Source organism: Arthrobacter sp. 05N425 (genome assembly GCF_056397125.1).
In genome coordinates, this window is the sequence record NZ_JBFTMU010000019.1 from 15301 (window position 1) to 40902 (window position 25602).

Consider the following 25602-nt stretch of genomic DNA (forward strand, 5'->3'; position numbering starts at 1 on the left):
GCGGTCCGTGCCGAGTGAGCCATTTCGCACCACCTTGTAGGAACCCCACAAAGGATCGGCCGTTTACGCGCGGGATCCGCAAGTAATATCGGCGGAACCCACAAAACCGCGCTAGGCTCCCTGAAGGAAAGAAGGAGACGCCTTGTCAGCAAATTCGGAGCAGTCCGCAACGTCAGTGCCCGCAGCCACCACGCCGGGCACCCACCGCCTGAGCAAGGTGCTGATCGCCAACCGGGGCGAAATCGCCGTGCGCATCATCCGCGCCGCACGCGATGAAGGCATCGCCTCCGTGGCCGTCTACGCGGATCCGGACCGCGATGCCCTGCACGTCAAGCTCGCCGACGAGGCTTACGCCCTGGGCGGCAACACCGCCGCCGAGTCCTACCTGGTGATGGACAAGCTGATCGAGGTGGCCCAGCGCTCCGGCGCCGACGCCATCCACCCCGGCTACGGCTTCCTCGCCGAGAACGCCGAGTTTGCCTCGAAGGTGATCGCCGCCGGCATCACCTGGATCGGGCCCTCCCCCGAGGCCATCTCCGCCCTCGGCGACAAGGTCCAAGCCCGCCACATCGCCGAGAAGGTCGGCGCCCCGCAGGTCCCCGGCACCGCCGATCCGGTGAATTCCGCCGAGGAAATCCTCGAATTCGTCGACAAGTTCGGCCTGCCGGTCGCCATCAAGGCAGCCTTCGGCGGCGGCGGACGCGGCATCAAGGTCGCCCGCACCCGCGAGGAGATCCCCGAGCTTTTCGAATCCGCCGTCCGCGAAGCCACCGCAGCGTTCGGACGCGGCGAGTGCTTCATCGAGCGCTTCCTGGACGCCCCGCGCCACGTCGAGACCCAGTGCCTCGCCGACGCCCACGGCAACGTCGTCGTCGTGTCCACCCGCGACTGCTCTCTGCAGCGCCGCAACCAGAAACTGGTGGAAGAGGCACCCGCCCCGTTCCTCACCGAGGAGCAGAACCAGCGGCTCTACGACTCCTCCAAGGCCATCCTCAAGGAAGCCGGCTACCTCGGCGCCGGCACCTGCGAGTTCCTCGTCGGCCAGGACGGCACCATCTCCTTCCTCGAGGTCAACACCCGCCTCCAGGTGGAGCACTGCGTCTCCGAGGAAGTCACCGGGATCGACCTGGTCCGCGAGCAGTTCCGGCTGGCCCGCGGCGAGGAGCTCGGCTACGGCGACCCCGAGGTCCGCGGCCACTCGATCGAATTCCGCATCACCGGCGAGGACCCGGGCCGGAACTTCATGCCCGCCCCCGGCACCATCACCAAACTGTTGAACCCCACCGGGCCCGGCGTTCGGATCGACTCCGGCGTGGAGCAGGGCGACGTCATCAGCGGCAACTTCGACTCGATGCTCTCCAAACTGATCGTCACCGGTGCCACCCGTGCCCAGGCCCTGCAGCGCTCCCGCCGCGCCCTCGAGGAAATGGTGGTCGAGGGCATCCCCACCGTCATCCCGTTCGACCTCGCCGTCGTCAGCAACCCCGACTTCGCCCCCGCCGAAGGCCCGTTCAAGGTCCACACCCGCTGGATCGAGACCGCCTTCGTCAACGACATCCCCGCCTGGGCTCCCACCGGCACCGCAGCTGAAGCAGCCGACGCCGGCGAACGCCAGCGCGTCGTCGTCGAGGTCGGCGGCAAGCGCCTCGAAGTGGTGCTCCCGGCGTCCCTCGGCTCCATCTCCGGCGGCGGTGGCGGCAAGCCGGCGAAAGCCAAGAAGCGCTCCCGGAGCGCCGGCACGGCGGCGCCGGCCGGCGGCAACGCCCTGACCTCCCCGATGCAGGGCACCATCGTGAAGGTGGCCGTCGCCGAGGGCGAGCGGGTTTCCGAAGGCGACCTCGTCGTCGTGCTCGAAGCCATGAAGATGGAACAGCCGCTTACCGCACACCGCGCCGGCATCGTGATCGGGCTCTCCGCATCGGCCGGCGAGACCGTCTCCGCGGGCGCCGTGATCGCCATGATCGAGGACGGCGAGCCGGCCGAATAGCGGCATCGCCGGCGGCGGGGGCAGACTTAGTTACGTGAAGCCATTTCTGCTCCTCGCCTCCCGCGCCGAGGACGCCGCCGCCGACGACGAATACCTCGCCTACCTGCGCTACACCGGGCTCGCCGAGACCGAGCTGCACCGGGTCCGCATGGAGGCAGCCCCGCTGCCCCGGCTGGAGCTCAGCGAGTACTCCGGCGTGATTGTGGGCGGCAGCCCGTTTACCTCCAGCGACCCCGCGGAGCATAAGAGCGACGTCCAGCACCGGGTGGAGCGCGAGCTGTTCGCCTTGCTGGACCGGATCGTGGCCGAGGACTTCCCGTTCCTGGGCGCCTGCTACGGCGTCGGCACCCTGGGACTGCACCAGGGCGCCGTGATCGACCGGACCTACGGCGAGGGCCTGGGCGGCGTCACCGTCAGCATCACTTCCGCCGGGCAGCAGGACCCGCTTCTGCGCGGCCTGCCGGAGCGGTTCACGGCGTTCGTGGGCCACAAGGAGGCCTGCACTGTGCTGCCCGGCGGGGCCGTGCTGCTGGCCAGTTCCGAGACCTGCCCGGTGCAGATGTTCCGGATCCGCTCTAACCTTTACGCCACCCAGTTCCACCCCGAGCTCGACGCCGACGGCCTCACCACGCGGATCGACATCTACCGCCACGCCGGCTACTTCCCACCCGACTCCGCCGAGGAGCTGATGGCCCAGGCCCGGCACCACAACGTCACCGAGCCGATGGCCATCCTGCGCAACTTCGTCGAGCGCTACGCCCGGTAGGGGCCCCGCCGCAGGCCCGTCGCGGGACCCCGTCGTCGCGCTCCTGCCCAGTTATTCAGCCGCCACCGCCCCGGGACACGGAAATGCCCGGCGTGTCCACAGAACACACCGGGCATTTCGGCTAAGAACCGGGCTGGAGCGTCAGGCTACGTTGTTCTCGTAATCCAGGTCGCGGGTTTCCTTGCTCACAAACAGGGCGATCAGCGTCAGCACGGCCATGGCGGTAAGGTACACGCCCACCAGCACGGGGCTGCCCTTCGCCAGTTCCCAGAGCCAGACGGCGATGAACGGTGCCACAGCCGCGCCCAGGATGCTGGAGACGTTGTAGCTGATGGCCGAGCCGGTGTACCGGACGTTGGTCGGGAACAGCTCCGGCAGCAGCGCGCCCATCGGCCCGAACGTGAGGCCCATCAGGGAGAAGCCGATGATCAGCAGGGCCATGGTGCCGACGAAGCCGCCGCTGAAGAGCGGAACGAACAGCAGGCCGAAGACGAAGATGCCCGCGGTCACGGCAATCAGCATCTTGCGGCGGCCGTACTTTTCGGCCAGCGGACCGGAGACCAGGGTGAAGATGCCGAAGAACACGACGCCGGCAATGAGCATCCAGAGGAAGTCGTTGCGGGTGAAGCCCAGGCCCGGGACAAAGGCAGCGGCTGCTGCCTCGGTCATCGGCTTGCCGGCCTTCTCGGCGGCGGCCTTGGCGGCGTCCAGGCTGGATGCGCGGGTGCCGTAGGTCAGGGTGAACGTGGTCATCAGGTAGAAGAGCACGTAGGTGGCGAGCATGATGAACGTGCCCAGGATCAGCTGGCGCCAGCTGCTCTTGAAGACCCGGCCTAGCGGCAGCTTGGCGACCTCGTTGGATTCGATGACCTTGGTGAAGGCCGGGGTTTCGATCAGCTTGAGCCGGACGTACAGGCCGATGATGACCATGACGGCGCTGAGCAGGAACGGCACGCGCCAGCCCCACGCTTCGAAGGCCGCCGGGCTCAGGGTGTAGCTGAAGACCAGGAAGATCACGTTGGCGATGATGAAGCCGATCGGCGCGCCCAGCTGCGGGAACGTGCCGTAGATGGCGCGTTTGTTGGCCGGGGCGTTCTCGGTGGCCAGCAGGGCCGCGCCGCTCCATTCGCCGCCGAGGGCGAGGCCCTGGGCGAAGCGCATCACGACGAGCAGGGCCGGGGCCCAGAAGGTCCAGCCGGGAACGGTGGCCGTCGGAAGGCAGCCGATCAGGAACGTCGCGATGCCCATGGTGAGCAGCGAGGCGACCAGGGTGCCCTTGCGGCCGAACTTGTCACCGAAGTGGCCGAAGACGATCGAGCCGAGCGGGCGGGCGATAAAGGCAACGCCGAAGACGGCGAAAGAGCTCAGCAGCTGGGTGGTCTCGTTCTGGCCCGGGAAGAAGAGCTTCGGGAAGACCAGGACGGCGGCCGTGGCGTAGACGTAGAAGTCGTAGAACTCAACGGTGGTGCCGATCAAGCTGGCGACGATCACGCGGCCGCGCGAGTTCACCTGCTTGGCGGACCCATGCTCCGTCGAAGTGGCAGTGGATGACATGTAGTGACGCTTTCATGAAGACCGGATCGCCCTGCGGAGAGGCGTCCGGCTAAGGAATGGATATATGTCTGATATTAGTTCCTCGTGTCCACGCAATGGACAAATGTTCCACTATTTGGACAATTCGTGTCGTCCCACCTGTTGGTCGCCCCCGCTGCGGCGCCCACGCCGCCTCACGCCGTCACAAAGGAGCCGATAGGCAAACGTCACAGCACGTTAACAAAGCGCGAGCGTCCCGGAAATGCGGCGTCCCTAGTTTTGAGGGACAACCCCGAAGGAGGTCCCCGTGACTGCTGAACGCATTGCCGACGCCGCAACCGGCGTTTCCCCGAACCACGACGCCGATGCCGCCCACGCTGCCGAGCGCACCGCCGTCGGCGGCCCCGCGCTCGAGTACCGCCCGGGCCGCTGGATCGCCAACTGGGACGCCGAGAACAAGACCCAGTGGGAGTCCCTGGGCCGCGGCATCGCCCGGCGGAACCTGAACTGGTCCGTCTTCGCCGAGTTCCTGGGCTTTGTGGTCTGGCAGCTCTGGTCGATAGTGGTGGTCCAGCTCCCCGCGGCCGGCTTCCGCTTCTCCACCAACGAAATCTTCTGGCTGATCTCGATGCCCAGCCTGGTGGGTGCGACGCTCCGGATCCCCTACACCTTCATGGTTCCCCGCTTCGGCGGCCGGAACTGGACCATCGTCTCGGCCATGCTGCTGCTGATCCCCTCGACCGGGCTGGCCCTGTGCGTCGGAAACCCCGGCACCCCGTTCGGCGTCATGCTGCTCGTGGCCGCCCTGGCCGGATTCGGCGGCGGCAACTTCGCCAGCTCGATGGCCAACATCACCTTCTTCTACCCGGCCCGCGAAAAGGGCTGGGCGCTGGGGCTGAACGCCGCCGGCGGGAACCTGGGCGCCGCCGTCGCCCAGCTCGCCGTGCCGGTCGCCATTACCGTGCTGGCCGCCGGGACCGTGAACCTGCCGGTGGCCGGGCTGATGTGGATCCCGTTGATCCTGCTCGCCGCCTTCGGCGCCTGGAAGTACATGGACAACCTGACCAGCGCCAAGGGCGACGTCGCCGGCTCGCTCGCCGCGGTCAAGGAACCGCACCTGTGGATCATGGCGCTGCTCTACATTGGCACCTTCGGCTCCTTCATCGGCTTCGCCGGCGTGTTCCCCAAACTCATCAAGGACTACTTCCCGGCCTTCTCCTCGATCGCCGTCGGGACCGTGGCCTTGTCCCTGGCGTTCCTCGGGCCGCTGGTCGGCTCGCTGGCCCGGCCCTACGGCGGCAGGATGGCGGACAGGCTGGGCGGCGCGCGGATGACCGTGACCGCGTTCGCCGCGATGGCCGTCATCACCCTGACCATGGTCTGGACCCTGCCGCTGGGCAACTTCTGGCTCTTCCTGGCCCTGTTCCTGGCGCTGTTCACCGCCAGCGGCTTCGGCAACGGGGCCACCTACCGGATGATCCCGGTGATCTTCGCCCTGCACAGCCGGGCAGCCCTGTCCGGGGCCAGCACCGTGGCCACCCAGCGGCTGGCGTCCTCCGCGCTGGGCCTGATCTCCGCGATCGGCGCCTACGGCGGCTTCGTCATCCCGCAGGTCCTGAACGCCTCCAACACCGCCAGCGGCTCCTACACCCCGGCCTTTTACGGCTTCGTCGCGGCCTACCTGGTGATGCTGGCCGTCTGCTGGACCTGCTACCTGCGCCCCGCCACCCGCCACGGAAAAGGACACGTCTAAATGAGCGACGGTGCCGCCACGCACTGCCCGTACTGTGCGCTCCAGTGCGCCATGACACTGACCGTTCCGGAGGTGCAACCGGCGTCGGCAGTTCCGGCGGCTGCAGCTCCGGCACGGCCCGAGACTCCGCTGGAGGTGGCCGGCCGGGACTTCCCCACCAACCGCGGCGGCCTGTGCCGCAAGGGCTGGACCTCGGCGTCGCTGCTTGAGCACCCGGGGCGCGTCACCGAGCCGCTGCTCCGGGGCCCCGACGGCGTGCACCGACCGGCCAGCTGGGACACGGCCCTGGAGCTCACCGCCGCCGCGGTCAAGAACACCCGCGCCGCGTACGGGCCGGACGCCGTCGGGGTGTTCGGCGGTGGCGGCCTGACCAACGAGAAGGCCTACCAGCTGGGCAAATTCGCCCGGCTGGCCCTGGGCACCTCGCGGATCGACTATAACGGCAGGTTCTGCATGTCCTCGGCCGCCGCGGCCGGGATGCGGGCCTTCGGCCTGGACCGGGGCCTGCCGTTCCCGCTGGCGGACCTGGGTTCCGCCAGCACCGTCCTGCTGCTGGGCTCCAATGTCGCCGAGACCATGCCGCCGTTCGTCCAGCACCTGCAAGGGGCCCGCGACGCCGGCGGGCTGATCGTCGTCGACCCCCGGCGCTCCGCCACCGCGGCATTCACTGCCGACGGCGGCGGCCTGCACCTGCAGCCCCTGCCGGGCACCGACCTGGCCCTGCTGCTGGGCCTGGCCCACGTGGTCATCCACGAGGACCTGACGGACGGCGCCTACATCGCGGAGCGGACCACCGGCTACCCGGCCCTGCTCCGCAGCGTCGGCCCCTACTGGCCGGAGCGCGTGCAGTCCCTCACCGGGGTCCCGGCCGGACTGGTCCGCGACACCGCCCGGCGGCTGGCCGAAGGTGCGCGGCAGGGCGGCAGTTACATCCTCACCGGCCGCGGCGTGGAGCAGCACGTGGACGGCACGGACACGGCCACCGCCGCCATCAACCTCGCCCTGCTGCTGGGCCTGCCGGGCTCGGCGCGCAGCGGCTACGGCACCCTCACCGGCCAGGGCAACGGCCAGGGCGGCCGCGAGCACGGCCAGAAGGCGGACCAGCTTCCCGGCTACCGCAAGATCACCGACCCCGCCGCCCGCGCCCACGTCGCCGGCGTATGGGGTGTCCCGGAATCCTCGATCCCCGGTCCCGGCGTCCCCGCCGTCGAACTGCTCCAGTCGCTGGGGCGGCCCGACGGCGTCCGCTGCCTCTTCGTTCACGGCGCCAACGTGGCGGTCTCCGCCCCGGATGCGAACGCCGTGATCGCCGGGCTGCGCAGCCTGGACTTCCTGGTGGTCTGCGACTTCTTTATGTCCGAGACCGCGGCCGAGGCGGACCTGGTCCTGCCGGTGACCCAGTGGGCGGAGGAGGAAGGCACCCTGACCAACCTCGAGGGCCGGGTGCTGCGCCGCCGGCGGGCCATCACTCCCCCGCCCGGGGTGCGCAGCGAACTCTGGATCATGACCCGGCTGGCCGCGCTGTTGGACGCGCCCTCGACCTTCAGCGAGGATCCGGAGACCGTGTTCGAGGAGCTCCGGCTCGCCTCCGCGGGCGGCCTGGCCGACTACTCCGGGATCGACTACGCCTTGCTGGACCGCGGCGAGGAAGCCTACTGGCCCTACCCGGCCGGGAGCTCCGGGACGCCGCGGCTGTTCCTGGACTCCTTCGCCCATCCGGACGGCCGGGCGGTGTTCACTCCGGTGGCGCCGCGCCGTCGAACGCTTCCGGTCGCGGCGGGCGGCGCCGACCCGGCGGGCACCCCGATGACCCTGATCACCGGGCGTCTGCTGGAGCACTACCAGTCCGGCGTCCAGACCCGCCGGGTGGCCGCCCTCGCCGCCGCACAGCCCGAGGCGCGGCTGCAGATCCACCCGGCCGCCGCCGCGGCGCAGGGCATCGCCGAGGGCGACGTCGTAGCTGTCGCCAACGGGCGCGGCGAGGTCCTCTGCCGGGCGGAGCTGAGCGCGGGGATCCGGCCGGAGACCGTGTTCCTGCCGTTCCACTTCCCAGGATGGGAGAGCGCGAACCGGCTCACCGAGGCCGCCACGGACCCGGTCTCCGGGATGCCGGAATTCAAGACCAGCAAGGTGTGGCTGCGGCCTGCTGCGGCAGGCTCCCGGGTCGAAGGAGTGCAGGCCGAAGTCCTCCAGATGGAAGGTGCATCATGACGGAACGGATTGTGGTGGTGGGCTTCGGCCCGGTGGCGGCGCGGCTGATCGACGAGTTGCTGCCCGCGGTGCGGGGAGGCCTGGTGGAACTGACGGTGGTCGGCGAGGAGGCGGAGGCGGCCTACAACCGGGTGCTGGTGGCCGACCTCGGCGTCGGCCGGACCACGGCAGGCGCCATGGCGCTGGCCGATGCTGCGGCGCTGGTCTCCGACGGCGTGGATGTCCGGCTGGGCACCCGGGTCCGCCGGGTCGACCGCGCCCGGCAGCAGGTCCTCCTCAGCGACGGCAGCTCCCCCGGCTACGACCGGCTTGTCTTCGCCACCGGTTCCCGTCCGGTAATCCCCAACCTCACCGGGCTGAACCCGGATCCGGCCGCCCCGGTGCTGCCCGCCGGCGTGACGGCGCTGCGGGACCTGGCGGATGCCTCGGCGCTGCAGGCGGCGGTAGCCGGYGGAAAGCGCGTGGTGGTCCTCGGCGGCGGCGTTCTGGGACTCGAGACGGCGCTGGCCGCAGCCGAGGAGGGCGCCGCCGTGACCGTCGTGCACAACGGCCCGCACCCGCTGGGGCGCAACATGGACCGCGGCGGCGGCGCCGTGCTGGCAGCTTCGCTGCGGAACTGCGGCGTGAAGGTGGCCGGCAACGCGCGCTCGGTCGCCGTTGAACACAACGCGCCCGACGGCGGCTTCTCCGCGCTGCTGCTGGAGGACGGTGCCGCGATCGACGGCGAGCTGCTGGTCCTCTCCTGCGGCGTCCGGCCGCGGACCGAACTCGCCGAGGGCTGCGGACTGTCGACGGCGGCCGGCATCCTGGTGGACCACCGGCTGCGGGCGCACCACGAACCCCACATCTTCGCGATCGGCGACTGCGCCGAGGTCCGCTGCCCCGACCCGGACTGCCTGGACTGCCGGAGCGCCCGGGGCCCGTCCGGGCTGGTGGGACCGGGCTGGCGGCAGGCCGAATGGCTCGCCGAATACCTGACACTGCTGGCCTCCGGCTCCCCGGCCGGGGCGGAAACCCTGCCGCCGCTGCCGGCGGAACAGCCGGGCGTGCTGGTGCTCAAGGCCCGCGGGCTGACCATGGCCGTGGCCGGGGACGTCTCCGCGGAGCCCTGGGACGAGGAAGCCCTGACCGCGGGCGCCGTTGGCGGCCGGGCCCGGCTACAGGTGGCCCAGTGGGCCGACCCCGAGCACGGGCGCTACGTCAAGATGACCACGCGCGCAGGTGTGCTTGAGGGCCTCGTGGCCGTGGGCATGCCGCGCACGGGGGCGGAGCTGGTGCAGCTCTTCGAGCGCGGCGCGGAGCTCCCCGCGGACCGGTCGCTGCTGCTGCGCCTGGACGGCCCGGACCAAGCTGCTCCTCCTGCTACTGATCCGGACCGCACGGTGTGCCGGTGCGCCGGGGTGAGCGGGACTTCCATTGCCGCCGCGGTTTCCTCCGGTTGCGGGACGGTGGCCGAGGTCTCAGCCTCCACCCGCGCCGGCACCGGCTGCGGCGGCTGCCACGAGGACATCAAGGGGCTCATCGAGAAGCACTTCCAGGGGGCGGTGGCCTAGGGACCTGCCTTAGAACGGATTCAGCAGCCGGTCCACGAACTGCCGGGTGCGCTCCTCGCGCGGGGCGCGCAGCACCGTGTCCGGGTGCCCACGTTCCACGACCACCCCGCCGTCCATGAAGATGACTTCGTCGGCAACCTCGCGGGCGAAGGCGAGCTCGTGGGTGACCACGACCATGGTCCAGCCCTCGTCCGCCAACTCCTTGATGACGGTCAGGACGTCACCCACCAGCTCGGGGTCAAGCGCCGACGTCGGCTCGTCAAAAAGCAGCAGCTGCGGCCGCAGGGCCAGGGCGCGCACGATGCCGACCCGCTGCTGCTGGCCGCCGGAGAGCTCGAAGGGATAGCTGTTTTCCTTGTCGGCAAGCCCGACCCGGGCGAGCAGTTCCCGGGCCTCCTTGACGGCCTCGGCCTTGGGCCGCTTCTGCACCTGGACCGGGCCCTCGATGACGTTTTCCAGGGTGGTCTTGTGCGGGAACAGGTTGTAGTGCTGGAACACCATCGCGCTGCGGTCCCGCATGGCCGCCAGCTGCTTCTTGGACACCTGCGCCGAAAAGTCGACCGTGAGGTCGCCGTCGAACTCCACGACGCCGGCGTCGGGAACTTCGAGGCCGTTGAGGCACCGCAGGACCGTCGTTTTGCCGGACCCGGAGGGCCCGATCAGGGTGACCACTTCCCCCCGCCGGACGTCCACGTCAATGGATTTGAGCACTTCGTGCTGCCCAAACGCCTTACGGAGTCCGCGGACGGACAGGAGCGGGGTGGCGTCCGGTGCTGCGTCCGGGAGGCCGGCGTCCGGGAGATCGGCGTCCGGGAGATCGGATTCAGTGGGCGACATAGCGGTCCAATCTCTTCTCGAGGACTGACTGGCCGCCGGCGAGGACCAGGCAGATGATCCAGTAGATGACGGCTGCTTCCAGGTACAGCAGCATGAATTCCTGGCTGAAGGCCGCCACCTGCTGCGCCTGGCGGAACAGCTCGGTCACCAGGATCAGCGAGGCCAGCGAGGTGTCCTTGACCAGGCTGATGAAGGTGTTGGACAACGGCGGGACCGAGACCCGCGCGGCCTGCGGCAGGATGATCCGCACCAGTGACTGGCGCCGCGACATGCCGATGGTGTGGCCGGCCTCCCACTGGCCCTTGGGAACGGACAGGATGGCCGCCCGAATGACTTCGGCGGCGTAGCCGCCCACGTTCAGCGAGAAGGCGATGATCGCGCTGGGCCACGGACTGATGGTGATGCCGATGGACGGCAGCCCGTAGAAGATGACAAACAGCTGAACCAACAGCGGCGTGCCTCGGATTACGGAGATATAGATCCGTGCGATCGCCGACAGGACGGGATTGCGGCTGAGCCGCATCAGGGCAACCAGCAGGGCAAGCAGCAGCCCCAGGGCAAACGAGGCCAGCGCCACGGGAATGGTGCCGGTGATCGCCCCCATCAGGATCGGTCCCAGCGACCCCCAGACGAGATCCCAGTTGATCGTCATGATCGGGAGCCGCGTTCTTCGACGGTTTCCATCCGGCTACTTGGTGACGTCGGCGTTGAAGTACTTCTGCGAAATCTTCTTGAGGGTACCGTCGGCCTGCAGTTCGGTGAGGGCCTTGTCGACGGCGGCGGTCAGGCTGGTCGAGCCCTTGCGGAACGCGAAGGCGCTGAGTGACTTGTCCGTGGTCTCGGCGGCAATCTTGATGCTGTCATCGCGGGCCGTCTTCTGCTGGTCAAGGTACGTGAGCTTGTCGTTGATGGTGGCATCGACGCGGCCCTGCTTGAGCAGCGTGATGGCCTGTGCCCAGCCCTCAACCGCCTGCACGTTGGCTCCGCTCTGCTGTGCCAGCTTGTACCAGTTGCTCGTCAGCGACTGCGCCGTGGTCTTGCCCTTCAGGCTGTCGAAGGAGGTGATGTCCCCGTTGTCGGACTTGGTGACAATGACGCCGGTGCTGACGGTGTACGGGGTGGAGAAGTCGTATTTCGCCTTGCGTTCGTCCGTGATCGAGACCTGGTTGGCGACGACGTCGAACCGCTTGGCTTCGAGTCCGGCAAAGATGGCGTCGAACTGCGTCTCCTGGAAGGCCGGCTTGACGCCGAGCTTGCCGGCGACGGCGGTGATGATCTCCACGTCGTAGCCGGTCAGTTCGCCGCTGCCGTTGGCGTGGAAGGAGAAAGGCTTGTAGGTGCCCTCGGTGCCGACCCTGAGCACCCCGGCGCTCTTGACGTCGCTCAACGAGGTGTCCGGGCCGCCTGCCGGTGCGGAGCTGGCAGGCGTTGTGGACGCCGACCCGCATCCGGCCAGGGCTAGTCCTGCGGCTGCGATGAGGCCGATAACGGAAAGTCGTGTGCGCTTCATGGTGGTCCTTCGTCGAGGAGCCGGCAAGGGCTCGCCAGCTTGGCCGCGTGGCGGCATTCTTACTTGCGACGATAGCAAGACCGCTCCTCGATGGAAGACCCCAAATGACGGCGTATGACGGCCCGGCATGAGACAGGTTTGACGATTGCACTCGTTCGCCCCATCAGGCCTTTCTCCCCTTGGCCGCGCTCCCCCGCTGGGCTTCAATGGGCACAGGATCCCACCGCCCCTGGGAGGCACCCATGTCGGTCCCCATCATCTTGGCCGTGGCCGCCGTCGTCGTGGTCGCCGTGGTGCTCGGAGTTGTGCTCAACCGGCAGAAGGATCCGCAGCGGCGCGCGACCGCGCTGACCCGGACGGGCGCGGTGCTGATGACGGTCTTCACCGTGTTCGGCGCGGCATTCATCGGCGGCTACGCCCTGGAGGAGCCGGGCGGGTCGTCCGGTCTGACGGTGCTCCTGGCCTGGGCGGTGCCGGTGCTGGTCCTAGCGGCCCTCGCCTGGTTCTGGCCGGCGGGGGCCGGTCCCCTGCTGGTGGCACTGACGGCGGTCTTCGTCGCGCTGTGCGTGTGGTTTGCCGTCGATTCGACGATGGCGCGCAGCTTCCAGGAAGTGAACGGACCGGTGCTGGCCGTCGGCGTCGTCGCCCTGGCGTTCCCGGCCGCCATCCTCGGGTTGAAGCGGACCGCCCTGGCGGGTTGGCTGCTGTTGGCCCTGGGTGCGCTGCCGCTGTTGATCACGGTGCTCGGCCGGTCGGGCCCGATCGCCTCGCTCGCGGCGGCAAGCGCGGTCCCGCTGATCACCGGTGCCGTCTACCTGCTGGCGGCCCGGATGGCCAGGGGCAGTTCGGCGTCGGGAAGCGTTCGGGCCGCGGTCGTCTAGGCGCTGGCGGCGGGCAAGCCGGCCAGGAAGTCCTCCGCAAAGCGCCGGACGCCGTCCCACTCGGTATAGACGTAGTCGCGGGACATGTCCGTGTCCGGGGAACCCTGTCCGCTGACGATCCTCTTCATCATGTGCCGCTTGAGGAAGCCGTACTCGCTGTACAGCAGGGCCCCGCCGAACAAGCCGACGTGCGCCGGCCGCCACCCCGTTTCCTCCTCGAACTTCTCCACATAGCTTTCCGCCCGTCCCTCGTCCGCGACCACGGCGAGGCTGACCGAGAACAACGCCGAAGGCAAACGTTCCAGCGCGGCCTTGTTCGCGCGGACGAAGTCTGTGACGACCCCCTCGTGCTTGCCCATGTGGACCGAGGCGCCGACGATGACGGCGTCGTACTCATCCGGGAGGGCGTCGCCGGCGGTCTGCAGGTCGGCGGTCCTTGCCTCGTGGCCGTGCTCACGGATGACGTAGGCGATGTACTCGGCGATCCGGGCCGTCTGGCCCTCGACGGTCCCGAACGGAAGGTAAATGTTGGCCATGGTCCACTGTGCGAGCACCGTTTAGCGCCGGGCTAGGGCCGAATGTCACCGAGGGTCTTGACGGCGGCGCCGGCACAGCATGTGATGGACGGGATCGGCCCGTACGCTTTCGGCCCGGCGGACGGCCGCACCAGACTGCCTCAGGCAGCCCCACGATGAAAGGACAGACATGTCCCTGCTCGACTCAGCCCTCTGGGAGGGCAAGATCTACCTCAACGGCTGGCGCACCGGCGGCGGTGGGACCGCCGCCGCCGTCGAACCAGCCACCGGCGACACCCTGGGCAGCTACGGCGTCGCCTCCGTTGCGGATGTCCGGGAGGCCGCCACGGCCGCTGCCAAGGCACAGAAGGAATGGGCCGCCCGCAATCCCGAGGACCGCGCGGCCGTACTGCGCCGTGCCGGGCAGCTCTGGGAGGAGCACGGCGCGGAAATCCAGGACTGGATCGTGCGCGAATCCGGCGGCATCCCGCCCAAAGCCGGACTGGAAACGCACATCGCCGCCAACGAATGCTATGACGCCTCTGCACTGCCCTCACTCCCGGCCGGCGACGTGCTCACCTCCAACGAAAACCGTTGGTCCTTCGCCCGACGCCGGCCGGTGGGCGTGGTCTCGGTGATCGCACCGTTCAACTTCCCGCTGATCCTCTCGATCCGCGCCGTCGCCCCAGCCCTCGCCCTCGGCAACGCGGTGCTGCTCAAGCCGGACCCCCGCACCGCGGTCTGCGGCGGGGTGACGCTGATGCGGATCTTCGAGGAGGCTGGACTCCCGCAGGGACTGCTCTCGCTGCTGCCCGGCGGCGCGGACATCGGCGCCGCCGTCGTCGAAGCCCCCGAAGTCCGGGTGATCGCCTTTACCGGCTCGACGGCGGCCGGCCGCAAGATCGGCGAAACCGCCGGCCGGCTGCTCAAGCGTGCCCACCTCGAGCTGGGCGGCAACAACGCGCTGATCGTGTTGCCCGGCGCCGACCTGGCCAAGGCAGCCTCAGCGGCCGCCTTCGGATCATTCATGCACCAGGGCCAGATCTGCATGGCGGCCGGCCGGCACATTGTGCACGAGGACATTTACGAGGACTACGTCGCCGCCCTCGCCGAGAAGGCCGGCCACCTGCCGGTGGGAGATCCGAAGAGCGGCACCGTGGCACTGGGCCCGGTGATCGACGAACGCCAGCTGCACCGGGTGGACGGAATTGTCCAGGACGCGGTGCAGGCCGGCGCCCGGCTGGCTGCCGGCGGCACCCACGACGGCCGGTTCTACCAGCCCACCGTGCTGGTGGACCTGAAGGAGGACAGCCCGGCGTGGAAGGACGAGATCTTCGGCCCGGTGGCGCCGGTGATGAAGTTCTCCACCCTTGACGAGGCCGTGGCGCTGGCCAACGACAACGAATACGGCCTGTCGATCGGCATCCTGGGCGACGTCGGCATGGCCATGACCATCGCGGACCGGCTCGACTCCGGCAAGGTCCATATCAATGAGCAGACGGTCTCCGACGAGGCGAACTCCCCGTTCGGCGGAACGAAGAACTCCGGCAACGGTTCCCGGATCGGCGGCCACCACGCCAACATGGAGTCCTTCACGGAGATCCAGTGGCTCACGATGCGCCCGGACATCGCGCCGTACCCGTTCTAAGCGGCCGCCTGAGCGGAACAAAAAGGGAGGGACCGGCGGAAACTTCCGCCGGTCCCTCCCTTTTCCGCCGGTGCGAGTCGGTAAGGTGCACCGTCCCTGGGGTCGACGTGGCCTACGGCCTGACCGTCGCGGCTTCCGCTGTCTCGACCAGGGCCTCGAGCCAGTGTTGGTGCTGCCGTTCGATGCTCCGCTTCACTACCGGTCCGAGAAGCCGCGCGATGATTCCGCTTTGGACCTCTTCGGTCACAATGAGTGTGCCGCCGTCGGGGGTGGGCTGCAGATCCCAGCGGTGGTATCCGGAGGACCCGCGCCCGGCGCCCTCCCAGGCCAGCCGGCTGGACGGGGCGAACTCCCGGACTGTGCTGGCCACGCGGAGGCCGAAGGTGGTCCAGGTGAAGGTCGATGCGCTGGTCAGCTGTTGCCCTCCGCCATCAATGCTTACGTCGCGGGCATTGCGGTACCACCGGGGCCACGCGGCCGCTTCGATGAGCACCTGCCAAAGCAGTTCGGCAGGCAGGTGGGTGCGGATCTCGTTGTAGGCGTAAACCCGCGCCGTCGAGGGGCCGAAGGGTGCGGGCCAACTGTCGGTGGGCTTCATTTCTTACTCTTGAACTGCAGGCGGAGGTAGGCATCGAAAAGTCCCGAGCCCAGGAACCGCCGGGACTGGACGATGGCTTTGGCGGCCGGGGTGACGGTATAGCGGGGCCGGGGCCGGCGGGACGTCACTGCGTGCTCAACCGCGCTGGCGACGGCGTCGGGTTCGGCAGCGAGGACCGGCGAGGCGTAGGAGGTAGCCATTTGCTCGTCCGCGGCAGCCCGCAGGGCCGCGTACGGTCCTGCCGCTTTGCCGGAGGCGGCCAGGGTCCGGGAGGCGGTGGCACCAAAGCCGGTGCGGATCAGGCCCGGGGCGATCAAGGAGGTGTGGATGCCGAAGGGCGCGGTCTCGAAGCGGAGCGCGTCAGTGATGGCCTCCACGGCGTACTTAGTGGCGTGATAGTAGCCGCCGACGGGGAACGTGACCCGGCCTCCCATCGAACCGATGTTGACGATCCGCCCGGCCCCGGCGGCCCGCATCCCCGGCAGCACCAGCTGGATCATCCGGGAAAAGCCGAAAACGTTGGTCTCGAACTGCCGCCTGACCGCATCCAGCTCGGCTTCCTCGATCGTCCCGTACTCGCCGTAACCGGCATTGTTGATGAGGACTCCGACGCTGCCGTGCTGTTCCTCGACGGCGCGAACGGCCGCGGCCATCGATGCTTCGTCCGTGACGTCGAGCGCCAGGACTTTGGCTCCGGCACGCCCAAGATCGGCAATCGCCTCAGGCTGTCGCGCGGTGGCGTAGACGGTGAACCCGGGTTGGGCGAGCAGCCGTTCGGCTGTCGCGCGGCCAATGCCGGAGGAGGCTCCGGTGATCAGTACTGCTGTGGTCATGGTTGTTCCTTCGTAGGAGTGAGGCTGTTGAGACCGGTGACGAAGACTTCGACGCCCCGACGCAGGCGCTCGGGCAGGGCGGCTGGATTGGAAACGCCCGCCTCCAGGCCGCGGGTGAAGGCCAGCAGGATCTCCGCCGCTTCCGGGGCGTCCGCCGCCGGGTAAGAATCGTGAACTGTCCGCGTCAGCAGACCGAGCATTGCCTCGTCGTAGCGTCCAAGCACGTCCGAACTCAGGCGTGTGTCGACGCCAAGGAGTTCTGCCGCATGTGCCGGGCTGTCCCGCCAGATCTGCATCACCAGGCCGAGCTTGGCCGACAGGATCCCTGCCAGCCGCGCCTCGGGGAGCCCTTCCATTTCCGCCGCATGTTCGGAGGCGGCGAGGGCAGCGGCCAGCAGGCGCTCGACCAGCGCCCGGAACACGTCTTCCTTGTTGCGGAAGTACTGGTACAGGGCCGCCCGGGACATGCCGGCTTCCTCCGCCAGGTCGTGCATCGTGGTCCGGCGGGCACCGTGGCGGGTGAAGCACACGTAGGCCGCGTCGATGATGGCGTCTGGACGGCTATTCATTCTGACAATATATGCATGAAATGTCAGAATGTAAACCGGCACGGAAGACGGCCTCCCTGCTCAAAGCGACGCACCGGGCTTAAAGCCAAGCACCGACGCCCTGGGGGCGCCGGTGCTGACTTTTCGCGGCCGAAAGAAACTCTCGGCCAGCTACATGTGGACGTGCAACCGCCGTGCCGCTTCGGAGATGGAGCCGCTGAGCGACGGGTACACCGTGAAGGTGCTGGCGACGTCGTCGACGTGCAGTTTCTGCGTCACCGCGAGGGAGATCGCGAAGATCAGCTCGGAGGCGTTCGGCCCCACCACGACGCCGCCGATCACAGTGCCGGAGCCCTTGCGGGCGAAGATCTTGATGAAGCCGTCCTTGTGGTTGCGCATCTTGGCGCGCGCGTTGCTGCGCAGCGAGAGCTTGACGACGTCGCCCTGGTATTTGCCGGAGTCGATCTCCGCCTCGGAGACGCCGACGTTGGCGATCTCCGGGGAGGTGAAGATGTTCGAGGCCACTTGGTGCAGCTTGAGCGGGGTGACGCTGTCGCCGAGGAAGTGCGCGATCGCGATGCGTCCCTGCATGGCCGCGACCGAAGCGAGGGCCAGCACGCCGGTGCAGTCGCCCGCGGCGTAGATGTTCGGCGCGGTGGTGCGCGAGACGCCGTCGACCTTGATGTGGCCGCTCTCGGTCAGCGCGACGCCGGCCTCCTCCAGGCCGATCCCGGCGGTGTTCGGAATGGAGCCGACGGCCACCAGGCAGTGGCTGCCGGTGACCTTGGAACCGTCGCCGAGGGTGACCACGACGCCGCCCTCCGTGCGCTCCACGGTCTCTGCGCGGGCCCGGGACAACACCTTCACGCCGCGGCGTTCGAAGACGCCTTCCAGCACCTCGGCCGCGTCCGTGTCCGAGCCGGGCAGCACCCTGTCGCGGGAAGAAATCAGGGTGACCTTGGAGCCCAGGCCGTTGTACGCGGAGGCGAATTCGGCGCCGGTGACGCCCGAGCCCACCACGATCAGTTCCTCGGGCAGCTCGTCCATGTTGTAGATCTGTGCCCAGTTCAGGATGCGCTCGCCGTCCGGCCGGGCCGTGGGCAGTTCGCGCGGGTGGGCGCCTACGGCGAGCAGGATGGCGTCGGCCTCAATGGTCTCGGTGCCCTCGGAAGTGAGGACCTCGATCGTGTGGTTGTCCAGCATCTTGCCGGAGCCGAGCAGGATGCGGACGCCCTGGCCCTCCAGGCCCTTCTGGATGTCGGCGGACTGCTGCCGGGCGAGGCCCAGCAGGCGGTCGTTGATGTGCTTGAGGTCCGCACGCATCGTCGGGCTGCAGTCGCCGCCGTCGAGGTCGAACTTCACACCCAGCTCGCCGGCCTCCCCCACGCGGGTCATCAGGTCCGCCGTCGCGATCAAGGTCTTGGACGGCACGACGTCGGTCAGCACCGCCGATCCGCCGAGTCCGGCGCGCTCAATAATGGTGACCTGCGCTCCCAGCGATGCGGCGACCATGGCGGCTTCGTAGCCACCGGGCCCTCCGCCAAGAATTGCGATCCGGGGGGCACTGAAATCGGGATGCGTAGTCACAATCATCCATTGTCCATCATCCGGACCGGCGCCACCAATAAAGATGCTGTGCGGTGCGGCACGGGCACGGTAGCTTGTACCAGTGAGTAATACAGAATTCCTGAACACGGACCCCTTCGACGCCGCCCGCGCCGCCGCCGACTACATTGCCGAAGAGACCGGCGTCGACAGCCACGATGTCGCGCTGGTGCTTGGCTCGGGCTGGGGCGACGCTGCCGAACTGATCGGCGAGACCACAGCCACGCTCTCCGCGGACGAGGTCCCCGGCTTTTCCTCCCCCTCCGTGGTGGGCCACGTGGGCACCATCCGCTCGGTGCTGACCCGGGAAGGCAAGCGCGCCCTGGTCCTGGGCGCCCGAACGCACTACTACGAGGGCAAGGGCGTCCGCGCCGTCGTGCATGGCGTTCGCACCGCGGCCGCCGCCGGCTGCAAGACGCTGGTCCTCACCAACGGCTGCGGCGGCTTGAACGAGGACTGGGCGCCGGGCACCCCCGTGCTGATCAGTGACCACATCAACCTCACCGCCACGTCCCCCCTCGAGGGCGCTACCTTCGTGGACCTCACCGACCTGTACTCCTCGCGGATCCGCGGCCTGGCCCGTGAGGTAGATCCCAGCCTGGACGAAGGCGTCTACGCGCAGTTCACCGGCCCGCACTACGAGACCCCGGCCGAGGTGCAGTACGCCAAGCGGATCGGCGCGTCCCTGGTGGGCATGTCCACCGCGCTGGAGGCCATCGCCGGCCGCCATGCGGGCATGGAGGTCTTCGGCATCTCGCTGGTCACCAACCTTGCCGCCGGCATCAGCCCGGTGCCGCTGAGCCATGAGGAGGTCCTTGAGGCCGGCCAGGCCGCGGGTCCGCGCATCTCCAAGCTGCTCGCGGAGATCATCGCCAAGCTCTAAGCCGGCCCCTGCAGGCCGGGCGCGGGCCAGGGCCCCTAAAGCCCCCAGCGCCCCTAGCCCAGGCCTGCGGTGAGACGGCGGACGGCCTTGTCGCGGCCGCCGGGAAGCCGACGCTCCATCGAGTCGGCGATCCCGGCGATGGTCTGCCGTGCCAGCGCCTGCCGCCAGGCCAGCTCCGCCTGCCGCATGGTCTGGGAGATCAGGCAGGTCCGGACGAAGTTCTCCTGCCGGTCAGCCTCCGGCATGTCGCCGAGGATGGCTTCACAGCGGAAGGCCGGCTCCTGCCCTTCCAGGGCCAGGACCACATCCAGCACGGTGATGTTCTCCGGCCTGCGCGCGAGGTGGAAGCCGCCGCGCGGGCCCGAGACCGAGGTCAGGATCCCGGCGCGGACCAGGGCCTGGAGCTGCTTGTTCAGGTACGCCGCGGGGAGCTTGTACAAGGCCGCGAGCCTGGCGCTGTTCACGGCCTCCCCCGGCGGCGTCCAAGCCATGTTGACGCACGAGTGCACGGCCCATTCCACCCCACGCCCCATTTTCATATTCCAGACGTTACGTGTCCGGAAAAATGGGTGTCAATGACCCGCCACTGCCTTGGCCGCGGTCTTGAGCCGATCCTTCGGAAGACCTGCGCCGAGCCGACCCTTCGCGGCAGCACCGGCCGGAAACACTGCCGTGATGTGCCAGCCCGCGCGCCCCTGGCCGCCCGGGTGTGATGGAACTGTAAGCCCCGCCCGCGCTTGTCGGGGCGCGCCCGGCCCAGCTTTGACGCTAGTTTGGTACCCATGACGTCTTCCGATGCCGCACTGACCCGACTGTTGAGCGACGCCCGCACCTGGGCGGCCCAGGACCCGGATCCCGCGACCGCCGCCGCCCTGACCGAGCTGGTCCGCCTTACCGACGAGGGAGCAGCGGGAGCACGGCAGGAACTGGCGGACAGCTTCAGCGGCACGCTCCAGTTCGGCACCGCGGGCCTGCGGGCGGCCCTCGGCGCCGGGCCGAACCGGATGAACCGCGTCGTGGTGCGCCGCGCCGCCGCGGGCCTGGCGGCCTTCCTCGGCAGCGCTGCTGCGCAGGCAGCGCCGGGGACCCGGCCGCGCGCCGTCGTCGGCTACGACGCCCGCTACAACTCCGACATCTTCGCCGAAGAAACCGCCGCGATCTTCACCGCCGCCGGCATCGAAACGTTCCTGATGCCGGCCGCGCTGCCCACGCCCCTGCTCGCCTACGCGGTCCGCGCCCTGGACTGCGACGGCGGCGTGATGGTCACGGCAAGCCACAACCCTCCGCAGGACAACGGCTACAAGGTCTACCTTGGCCGCCACGCCGTCGAGGAGAGCGGACGCGGCGCCCAGATCGTGGCGCCCTACGATGCGCTGATCGCCGCGGAGATCGACGCCGTCGGCGCACTGGATTCGATTGCCCTGGCCGCCGGGGGCTGGACGGTGCTGGGTCCCTCCATCGCCACCGACTACGAGGCCGCCGTCGCCGCCCTCGCCGTGCCGGAGCGCTTCCCGGCCCGCGAGCTGAAGATCGTCCTGACCCCCATGCACGGTGTGGGCGGCGAGACTGCCGTGGCGGTACTCAAGGCCGCGGGATTCACCGACGTCACGCTGGTGGCCGAGCAGGCCGAACCGGACCCCGACTTCCCCACCGTGAACTTCCCCAACCCCGAGGAGCCCGGCGCGCTGGACCTCGCGCTGGAAACCGCGGCCCGGGTGGACGCCGACATTGTGATCGCCAACGACCCCGACGCCGACCGCGCCGCGGTTGCCGCGAAGGACCCGGACACCGGCGCCTGGCGGATGCTGCGCGGGGACGAGGTGGGCGCCCTGCTGGGGGCCCACGTCGTGGCCCGGCTGGCCGCCACCGACGGGGCCGCAGGGGGCGCCGCAGGGGGTGCCGCTGCCGGCGTCTTCGCCAATTCGATCGTGTCCTCCCGGCTGCTGGCCCGCATCGCCGCCGCGGCGGGCTACGCCCACGAGGAAACCCTCACCGGATTCAAGTGGATCGCCCGTGTGCCCGGCCTGCTCTACGGCTACGAGGAGGCGCTGGGCTACTGCGTCGCGCCGTCGCTGGTGCGTGACAAGGACGGCATTTCGGCCGCGGTGCTGATCGCCGAACTCGCCGCGGCCGCGAAGGCCGAGGGCAAGACGATCTTCGACACCCTGGACGAGCTGTACCTGGTGCACGGGCTGCACGCGAGCGACCAGCTCAGCATCCGGGTTGCGGACCTGGGCCTGCTGGACGCCATGATGAACCGGCTGCGGGTCAGCCCGCCGGACTCCTTCGGGGGCTCCGCCGTCGAGACCGCGGCGGACCTGGCCGAGGGCAGCGAACAGCTCCCGCCCACCGACGGACTGCTCTACCTGACGAAGGACGGCAGCCGCGTCATCATCCGCCCCAGCGGCACGGAACCGAAGCTCAAGTGCTACCTCGAGGTGATCCGCAGCGTCGGATCCGCCGCCGAATTGCCGCAGGCGCGCCTCGAGGCCCGTGCGGCCCTGGACGGCGTCCTGGCCGACGTGCGCGAGGCGCTCGGGCTCTAGAGCGCCACCTCGACGAAGCCGTCCGTCACCCGGACGGCGTACGTGCCCAGGCGCAGCTCGGGGGTGCCGAGGCACTCCCCTGTCCCGAGGTCGTAGACCTCCTTGTGCAGCGGCGAGGCCAGCGTGGGGCGCGCACCGCGGGAGCCGGTGATGCCGCGGGCCATGACATGGGCGCCGGTGGCAGGATCGGCGTGCTCGACGGCGAACACCTCACCGGCCGCGGTACGGATCAAGGCCACCTGGTGTCCGGCGATCAGCGCGGCCTCGCCCCAGCCGGGCTCCAGCTCTTCCACGGCGCACACCCGGTGCCAGCCGCTTTCGTCGGCGGTTCGCTCCACAAAGCTGCGGGCTGCGCTTTCCAGTACGGCAGTCATGTCGGCCCCTCTCAAAGTTTCCTGGCCACAGCTGCGGCCATGTCTCCACGCTAGGAGCGGGGTGTTTCAACGGCGTGCTGCCAATGTGTCCGGCCGGTAAAAGAGACCTCACGCAGCCCGAAACGCAGCCGTGATGCAGAAGTTAAGATCACGAAACAAAAGGGAAACTGAAGCGAAACTGCCGGTCCCTAGGCTGAACGGACCAGCCGATCGATGCCGCTGACAGCACGGGCCGATCGAAGCAGCTGGATCTAACCGTTGCAGAGCACCGCCTGCGGCCCAACGAAAGGCCACCCGTGACCGGACAGACCGCCAGCCCCGAAAACGAACGCTCCCGGACGGAATCCCGGCAGGTCCCCCGACGCGTCGTCGTCGCCGGCGGCGGACCCGCCGCGCACCGCTTCGCCGACGCCATGCACGCCCGCGGCCTCGACGGCTGGCAGGTCACCGTCCTCACCGAGGAAGCGCACCTCCCCTACGACCGCGTCGCGCTCAGCAAGGCGCTCACCGATGCGGACGTGGACCTCACCCTGGGCAGCGCCTCAATGTGGGACCACGACGCCCTCACGCTCAGGACCGGCGAGCGCGTCACCGGCATCGACACCGCCGCGAAAACCGTGGAAACCGCCGCGGGCACCGTCTACCCGTACGACGAACTGGTCGTCGCGACCGGCTCCGACGCCGCCCGCCTGCCCATCCCCGGCGCCGAACTCACCCACGTCTACCGCACCCTCGAGGACGTCCGGGCCATCAACCAGGCGATCGCGGAACTCACCGCCAAGCTGGGCCGGAAGGTCAACGCCGTCACGATCGGCGGCGGCCTGCTCGGCCTCGAGTCCGCGGCCGGCACCGAACAGCTCGGCGCCGTGCCGATCGTCATCAACGGCTCCCCCTGGCTGATGAACACCCAGCTGGACGAGGGCGCCGGGCAGGCGCTCGGCCGGCTGATCGAGGCCAAGGGCTTCACCGTCCACGGCGGCGTCTTCCCCGCCGAGGTCCTCTCCGACGACGACGGCCAGGTCACCGGCGTGCTGATGGCCGACGGCCGCACCGTGGAGGCCGACATTGTGATCGTCGCAATCGGCGTACGCCCCCGCGACGAACTGTTCCGGGCCGGCGAGGGCGCACAGCAGCAGTTCGAACTCGGCCCGCGCGGCGGCGTCGTGATCTCCGACGGCTGCCAGACCCAGGTGCCCGGCGTCTGGGCGATCGGCGAGGTCGCCAACTTCGGCGGCATGTGCCTGGGCCTGGTGGCCCCCGCCAACACCATGGCGGAGATCGTCGCAGACCGGCTGCACGGCGGCGGCGCGACCTTCCCGGGCTTCGACACCGCCACCAAGCTCAAGCTCTCCGGCGTCGACGTCGCCAGCTTCGGCGACGCCTTCGCCCGCACGGACCACGCCCTCGAAATCGTCTACGCGGACCCGGCCCGCGGCGTGTACCAGAAGATCGTCACCACCGACGACGCCAAGACCCTGCTGGGCGGCATCTTCGTCGGCGACGCGACCCCGTACACCTCGCTGCGCCCCATGCTCGGCCGCGAACTGGCCGCCGAACCCGGCGCCTACCTCACCGCGGCCGGCGGCGGCGAAGCCCTGGAGGCCAGCCTCCCGGACGACGCCATCCTGTGCTCCTGCAACAACGTGGCCGCCGGAGCCATCCGCGACGCCGTCAATGGCTGCGGCGCCTGCGAGGGCAACGCCCCGGTCCAGGACCTCGGCGACCTCAAGGGCTGCACCCGTGCCGGCACCCAGTGCGGCTCCTGCGTGCCGATGCTGAAGAAGCTGCTCGAAGGCGAACTGGCCAAGTCCGGCGTCGCCGTCTCCAAGGCCCTCTGCGAACACTTCGAACTCTCCCGGCAGGAACTCTTCGACGCCATCAAGGTCCTGGAACTGGCCTCCTTCGAGGACATCCTGGCCCGCTACGGCACCGGCACCGGCTGCGACATCTGCAAGCCCACCATCGCCAACATCCTCGCCAGCCAGCACAGCGCCTACGTGCTCGACGCCGGCCGCGGGACCCTGCAGGACACCAACGACCGCGCCCTGGCCAACATGCAAAAGGATGGCAGCTACTCGGTGGTTCCCCGGATCGCGGGCGGCGAGATCACCCCGAAGAAGCTCGGCGTGATCGCCGCCGTCGCCGAGAAGTACGGCCTCTACACCAAGATCACCGGCGGCCAGCGGATCGACATGTTCGGCGCCCGGCTGGAACAGCTCCCGGACATCTGGAAGGAACTCGTGGACGCGGGTTTCGAGTCCGGCCAGGCCTACGGCAAGTCGCTGCGCACCGTGAAGTCCTGCGTCGGGTCCACTTGGTGCCGCTTCGGCGTCCAGGACGCCGTCGCCCTCGCGATCACGCTGGAGCTGCGCTACCGCGGACTGCGCAGCCCGCACAAGCTGAAGATGGGCGTCTCCGGCTGCGCCCGCGAATGCGCCGAGGCCCGCGGCAAGGACGTCGGCGTGATCGCCACGGACAAGGGCTGGAACCTCTACGTGGGCGGCAACGGCGGCTTCCAGCCGGCGCACGCCCAGCTCCTCGCGCAGGACCTGGACGAGGAGACCCTGCTGAAGTACATCGACCGCTACCTGATGTACTACATCCGCACCGCGGACCGGCTGCAGCGCACCGCGCGCTGGCAGGAAGAGCTCGACGGCGGCCTGAAGCACGTCGAGGACGTGGTGGTGCGCGACTCGCTCGGCATCGCCGCGGACCTTGAGGCAGCCATGGCCAAGCACGTGGACACCTACCAGGACGAGTGGGCCGAGACGCTCAAGGACCCTGAACGGCTGCGCCGCTTCCGCTCCTTCGTCAACGCCCCGGACCAAAAGGACGACTCGATCTCCTTCGTCCCGGAGCGCGGCCAGATGCGCCCCGCCACCGCGGAGGAGAAGGCGCAGGCCGGGCAGCAGCCGGTGCTGATCGCCGCCAGCATCCCGGTCCGTCCCGCCGACGCCGACAGCGGCCCCGCAACTGCCGGCCCCGCCGTCTCGTCTGCCCCTACCGAAAGCCAGGCCTAAC

General features: G+C 69.3%; 21 protein-coding genes. 10 read left to right on the top strand and 11 right to left on the bottom strand.

Translation table 11 applies throughout. The features are described 5' to 3' along the window. The first annotated feature begins 175 nt into the window (after window positions 1-175). Window positions 176-1987: an acetyl/propionyl/methylcrotonyl-CoA carboxylase subunit alpha gene (locus tag AC1DGE_RS16150; RefSeq protein WP_476917815.1), complete on the top strand. Its 1812-nt coding sequence runs from the start codon at window positions 176-178 to the stop codon at window positions 1985-1987. Between the two features lie 34 nt (window positions 1988-2021). Next, a complete protein-coding gene (locus AC1DGE_RS16155; protein WP_441418413.1) occupies window positions 2022-2753 on the top strand; it encodes a glutamine amidotransferase in 732 nt (243 codons plus the stop codon). Between the two features lie 141 nt (window positions 2754-2894). On the opposite strand, the gene AC1DGE_RS16160 is transcribed toward AC1DGE_RS16155, so the two are convergent. Next, on the bottom strand, window positions 2895-4307 hold the full coding sequence (locus AC1DGE_RS16160) for an MFS transporter (RefSeq protein ID WP_441418414.1): 1413 nt from the start codon (window positions 4305-4307) through the stop codon (window positions 2895-2897). A 286-nt stretch (window positions 4308-4593) separates the two neighbouring features. Here AC1DGE_RS16160 and AC1DGE_RS16165 point away from each other — a divergent pair, with 286 nt between their 5' ends. From AC1DGE_RS16165 to AC1DGE_RS16175, 3 genes are read left to right on the top strand one after another with little or no spacing between them, the layout of a single operon-like run. Beyond that, entirely contained in the window at window positions 4594-6039 is a 1446-nt protein-coding gene (locus AC1DGE_RS16165) for an MFS transporter (protein ID WP_476917797.1), read from the top strand. Further along, window positions 6040-8250: a molybdopterin oxidoreductase family protein gene (locus AC1DGE_RS16170; RefSeq protein ID WP_476917798.1), complete on the top strand. Its 2211-nt coding sequence runs from the start codon at window positions 6040-6042 to the stop codon at window positions 8248-8250. After that, a complete protein-coding gene (locus AC1DGE_RS16175) occupies window positions 8247-9803 on the top strand; it encodes an FAD-dependent oxidoreductase (protein WP_476917799.1) in 1557 nt (518 codons plus the stop codon). The genes AC1DGE_RS16170 and AC1DGE_RS16175 overlap by 4 nt, the downstream gene beginning before the upstream one ends. 9 nt (window positions 9804-9812) lie before the next feature. Here the strand turns inward: AC1DGE_RS16175 and AC1DGE_RS16180 are convergent, their stop codons facing one another. The 3 genes from AC1DGE_RS16180 to AC1DGE_RS16190 are packed head-to-tail and all read right to left on the bottom strand — an operon-like array spanning window position 9813 to window position 12150. Continuing rightward, window positions 9813-10640 carry an amino acid ABC transporter ATP-binding protein gene (locus AC1DGE_RS16180; RefSeq protein ID WP_476917800.1) on the bottom strand — a complete coding sequence of 276 codons (828 nt, stop codon included), beginning with the start codon at window positions 10638-10640 and terminating at the stop codon, window positions 9813-9815. After that, entirely contained in the window at window positions 10627-11292 is a 666-nt protein-coding gene (locus AC1DGE_RS16185) for an amino acid ABC transporter permease (RefSeq protein ID WP_476917801.1), read from the bottom strand. Before AC1DGE_RS16185 ends, AC1DGE_RS16180 begins: the two co-directional genes overlap by 14 nt. A gap of 36 nt (window positions 11293-11328) precedes the next feature. Beyond that, window positions 11329-12150 carry an amino acid ABC transporter substrate-binding protein gene (locus tag AC1DGE_RS16190; RefSeq protein WP_441418419.1) on the bottom strand — a complete coding sequence of 274 codons (822 nt, stop codon included), beginning with the start codon at window positions 12148-12150 and terminating at the stop codon, window positions 11329-11331. A gap of 242 nt (window positions 12151-12392) precedes the next feature. Between AC1DGE_RS16190 and AC1DGE_RS16195 the strand changes: the two genes are divergently transcribed. Continuing rightward, window positions 12393-13031: a hypothetical protein gene (locus AC1DGE_RS16195; RefSeq protein ID WP_476917802.1), complete on the top strand. Its 639-nt coding sequence runs from the start codon at window positions 12393-12395 to the stop codon at window positions 13029-13031. On the opposite strand, the gene AC1DGE_RS16200 is transcribed toward AC1DGE_RS16195, so the two are convergent. Continuing rightward, window positions 13028-13567 carry a flavodoxin domain-containing protein gene (locus AC1DGE_RS16200; RefSeq protein WP_476917803.1) on the bottom strand — a complete coding sequence of 180 codons (540 nt, stop codon included), beginning with the start codon at window positions 13565-13567 and terminating at the stop codon, window positions 13028-13030. The genes AC1DGE_RS16195 and AC1DGE_RS16200 overlap by 4 nt on opposite strands. 169 nt (window positions 13568-13736) lie before the next feature. Between AC1DGE_RS16200 and AC1DGE_RS16205 the strand changes: the two genes are divergently transcribed. Beyond that, on the top strand, window positions 13737-15194 hold the full coding sequence (locus AC1DGE_RS16205) for a benzaldehyde dehydrogenase (protein ID WP_476917804.1): 1458 nt from the start codon (window positions 13737-13739) through the stop codon (window positions 15192-15194). A 112-nt stretch (window positions 15195-15306) separates the two neighbouring features. On the opposite strand, the gene AC1DGE_RS16210 is transcribed toward AC1DGE_RS16205, so the two are convergent. The 4 genes from AC1DGE_RS16210 to AC1DGE_RS16225 form a co-directional block, all read right to left on the bottom strand. Beyond that, the gene (locus AC1DGE_RS16210; RefSeq protein WP_476917805.1) at window positions 15307-15792 is read right to left on the bottom strand and encodes an SRPBCC domain-containing protein; all 486 of its coding nucleotides are present in this window, start codon (window positions 15790-15792) and stop codon (window positions 15307-15309) included. Next, a complete protein-coding gene (locus AC1DGE_RS16215; RefSeq protein WP_476917806.1) occupies window positions 15789-16625 on the bottom strand; it encodes an oxidoreductase in 837 nt (278 codons plus the stop codon). The genes AC1DGE_RS16210 and AC1DGE_RS16215 overlap by 4 nt, the downstream gene beginning before the upstream one ends. After that, window positions 16622-17194, bottom strand: a complete 573-nt coding sequence (locus AC1DGE_RS16220; RefSeq protein ID WP_476917807.1) for a helix-turn-helix domain-containing protein — start codon at window positions 17192-17194, stop codon at window positions 16622-16624. The genes AC1DGE_RS16215 and AC1DGE_RS16220 overlap by 4 nt, the downstream gene beginning before the upstream one ends. A gap of 150 nt (window positions 17195-17344) precedes the next feature. After that, entirely contained in the window at window positions 17345-18760 is a 1416-nt protein-coding gene (locus AC1DGE_RS16225; protein ID WP_441418426.1) for an NAD(P)H-quinone dehydrogenase, read from the bottom strand. 82 nt (window positions 18761-18842) lie between these two features. Here AC1DGE_RS16225 and AC1DGE_RS16230 point away from each other — a divergent pair, with 82 nt between their 5' ends. Next, the gene (locus tag AC1DGE_RS16230; protein ID WP_476893217.1) at window positions 18843-19661 is read left to right on the top strand and encodes a purine-nucleoside phosphorylase; all 819 of its coding nucleotides are present in this window, start codon (window positions 18843-18845) and stop codon (window positions 19659-19661) included. Window positions 19662-19714: 53 nt separating this feature from the next. On the opposite strand, the gene AC1DGE_RS16235 is transcribed toward AC1DGE_RS16230, so the two are convergent. Beyond that, entirely contained in the window at window positions 19715-20200 is a 486-nt protein-coding gene (locus AC1DGE_RS16235; protein WP_441418428.1) for an RrF2 family transcriptional regulator, read from the bottom strand. Window positions 20201-20443: 243 nt separating this feature from the next. Between AC1DGE_RS16235 and AC1DGE_RS16240 the strand changes: the two genes are divergently transcribed. Continuing rightward, complete coding sequence (locus AC1DGE_RS16240; protein WP_476917808.1) at window positions 20444-22207, top strand: phospho-sugar mutase; 1764 nt, start codon at window positions 20444-20446, stop codon at window positions 22205-22207. Here AC1DGE_RS16240 and nirD read toward each other — a convergent pair. Continuing rightward, window positions 22204-22581: a nitrite reductase small subunit NirD gene (nirD, locus tag AC1DGE_RS16245; RefSeq protein ID WP_476917809.1), complete on the bottom strand. Its 378-nt coding sequence runs from the start codon at window positions 22579-22581 to the stop codon at window positions 22204-22206. The two genes, AC1DGE_RS16240 and nirD, sit on opposite strands and share 4 nt — an antisense overlap. A gap of 296 nt (window positions 22582-22877) precedes the next feature. Here nirD and nirB point away from each other — a divergent pair, with 296 nt between their 5' ends. Further along, window positions 22878-25601 carry a nitrite reductase large subunit NirB gene (nirB, locus tag AC1DGE_RS16250; protein WP_476917810.1) on the top strand — a complete coding sequence of 908 codons (2724 nt, stop codon included), beginning with the start codon at window positions 22878-22880 and terminating at the stop codon, window positions 25599-25601. Window position 25602: the final 1 nt, after the last annotated feature.

Coding starts and splice junctions, on each gene's coding strand:
- AC1DGE_RS16215 (WP_476917806.1), bottom strand. CDS start 16,625: ATGACCACAGCAGTACTGATCACCGGAGCCTCCTCCGGCATTGGCCGC.
- AC1DGE_RS16235 (WP_441418428.1), bottom strand. CDS start 20,200: ATGAAAATGGGGCGTGGGGTGGAATGGGCCGTGCACTCGTGCGTCAAC.
- AC1DGE_RS16195 (WP_476917802.1), top strand. CDS start 12,393: ATGTCGGTCCCCATCATCTTGGCCGTGGCCGCCGTCGTCGTGGTCGCC.
- AC1DGE_RS16180 (WP_476917800.1), bottom strand. CDS start 10,640: ATGTCGCCCACTGAATCCGATCTCCCGGACGCCGATCTCCCGGACGCC.
- AC1DGE_RS16200 (WP_476917803.1), bottom strand. CDS start 13,567: ATGGCCAACATTTACCTTCCGTTCGGGACCGTCGAGGGCCAGACGGCC.
- AC1DGE_RS16185 (WP_476917801.1), bottom strand. CDS start 11,292: ATGACGATCAACTGGGATCTCGTCTGGGGGTCGCTGGGACCGATCCTG.
- AC1DGE_RS16160 (WP_441418414.1), bottom strand. CDS start 4,307: ATGTCATCCACTGCCACTTCGACGGAGCATGGGTCCGCCAAGCAGGTG.
- nirD (WP_476917809.1), bottom strand. CDS start 22,581: ATGACTGCCGTACTGGAAAGCGCAGCCCGCAGCTTTGTGGAGCGAACC.
- AC1DGE_RS16220 (WP_476917807.1), bottom strand. CDS start 17,194: ATGAATAGCCGTCCAGACGCCATCATCGACGCGGCCTACGTGTGCTTC.
- AC1DGE_RS16170 (WP_476917798.1), top strand. CDS start 6,040: ATGAGCGACGGTGCCGCCACGCACTGCCCGTACTGTGCGCTCCAGTGC.
- AC1DGE_RS16210 (WP_476917805.1), bottom strand. CDS start 15,792: ATGAAGCCCACCGACAGTTGGCCCGCACCCTTCGGCCCCTCGACGGCG.
- AC1DGE_RS16190 (WP_441418419.1), bottom strand. CDS start 12,150: ATGAAGCGCACACGACTTTCCGTTATCGGCCTCATCGCAGCCGCAGGA.
- AC1DGE_RS16240 (WP_476917808.1), top strand. CDS start 20,444: ATGACGTCTTCCGATGCCGCACTGACCCGACTGTTGAGCGACGCCCGC.
- AC1DGE_RS16205 (WP_476917804.1), top strand. CDS start 13,737: ATGTCCCTGCTCGACTCAGCCCTCTGGGAGGGCAAGATCTACCTCAAC.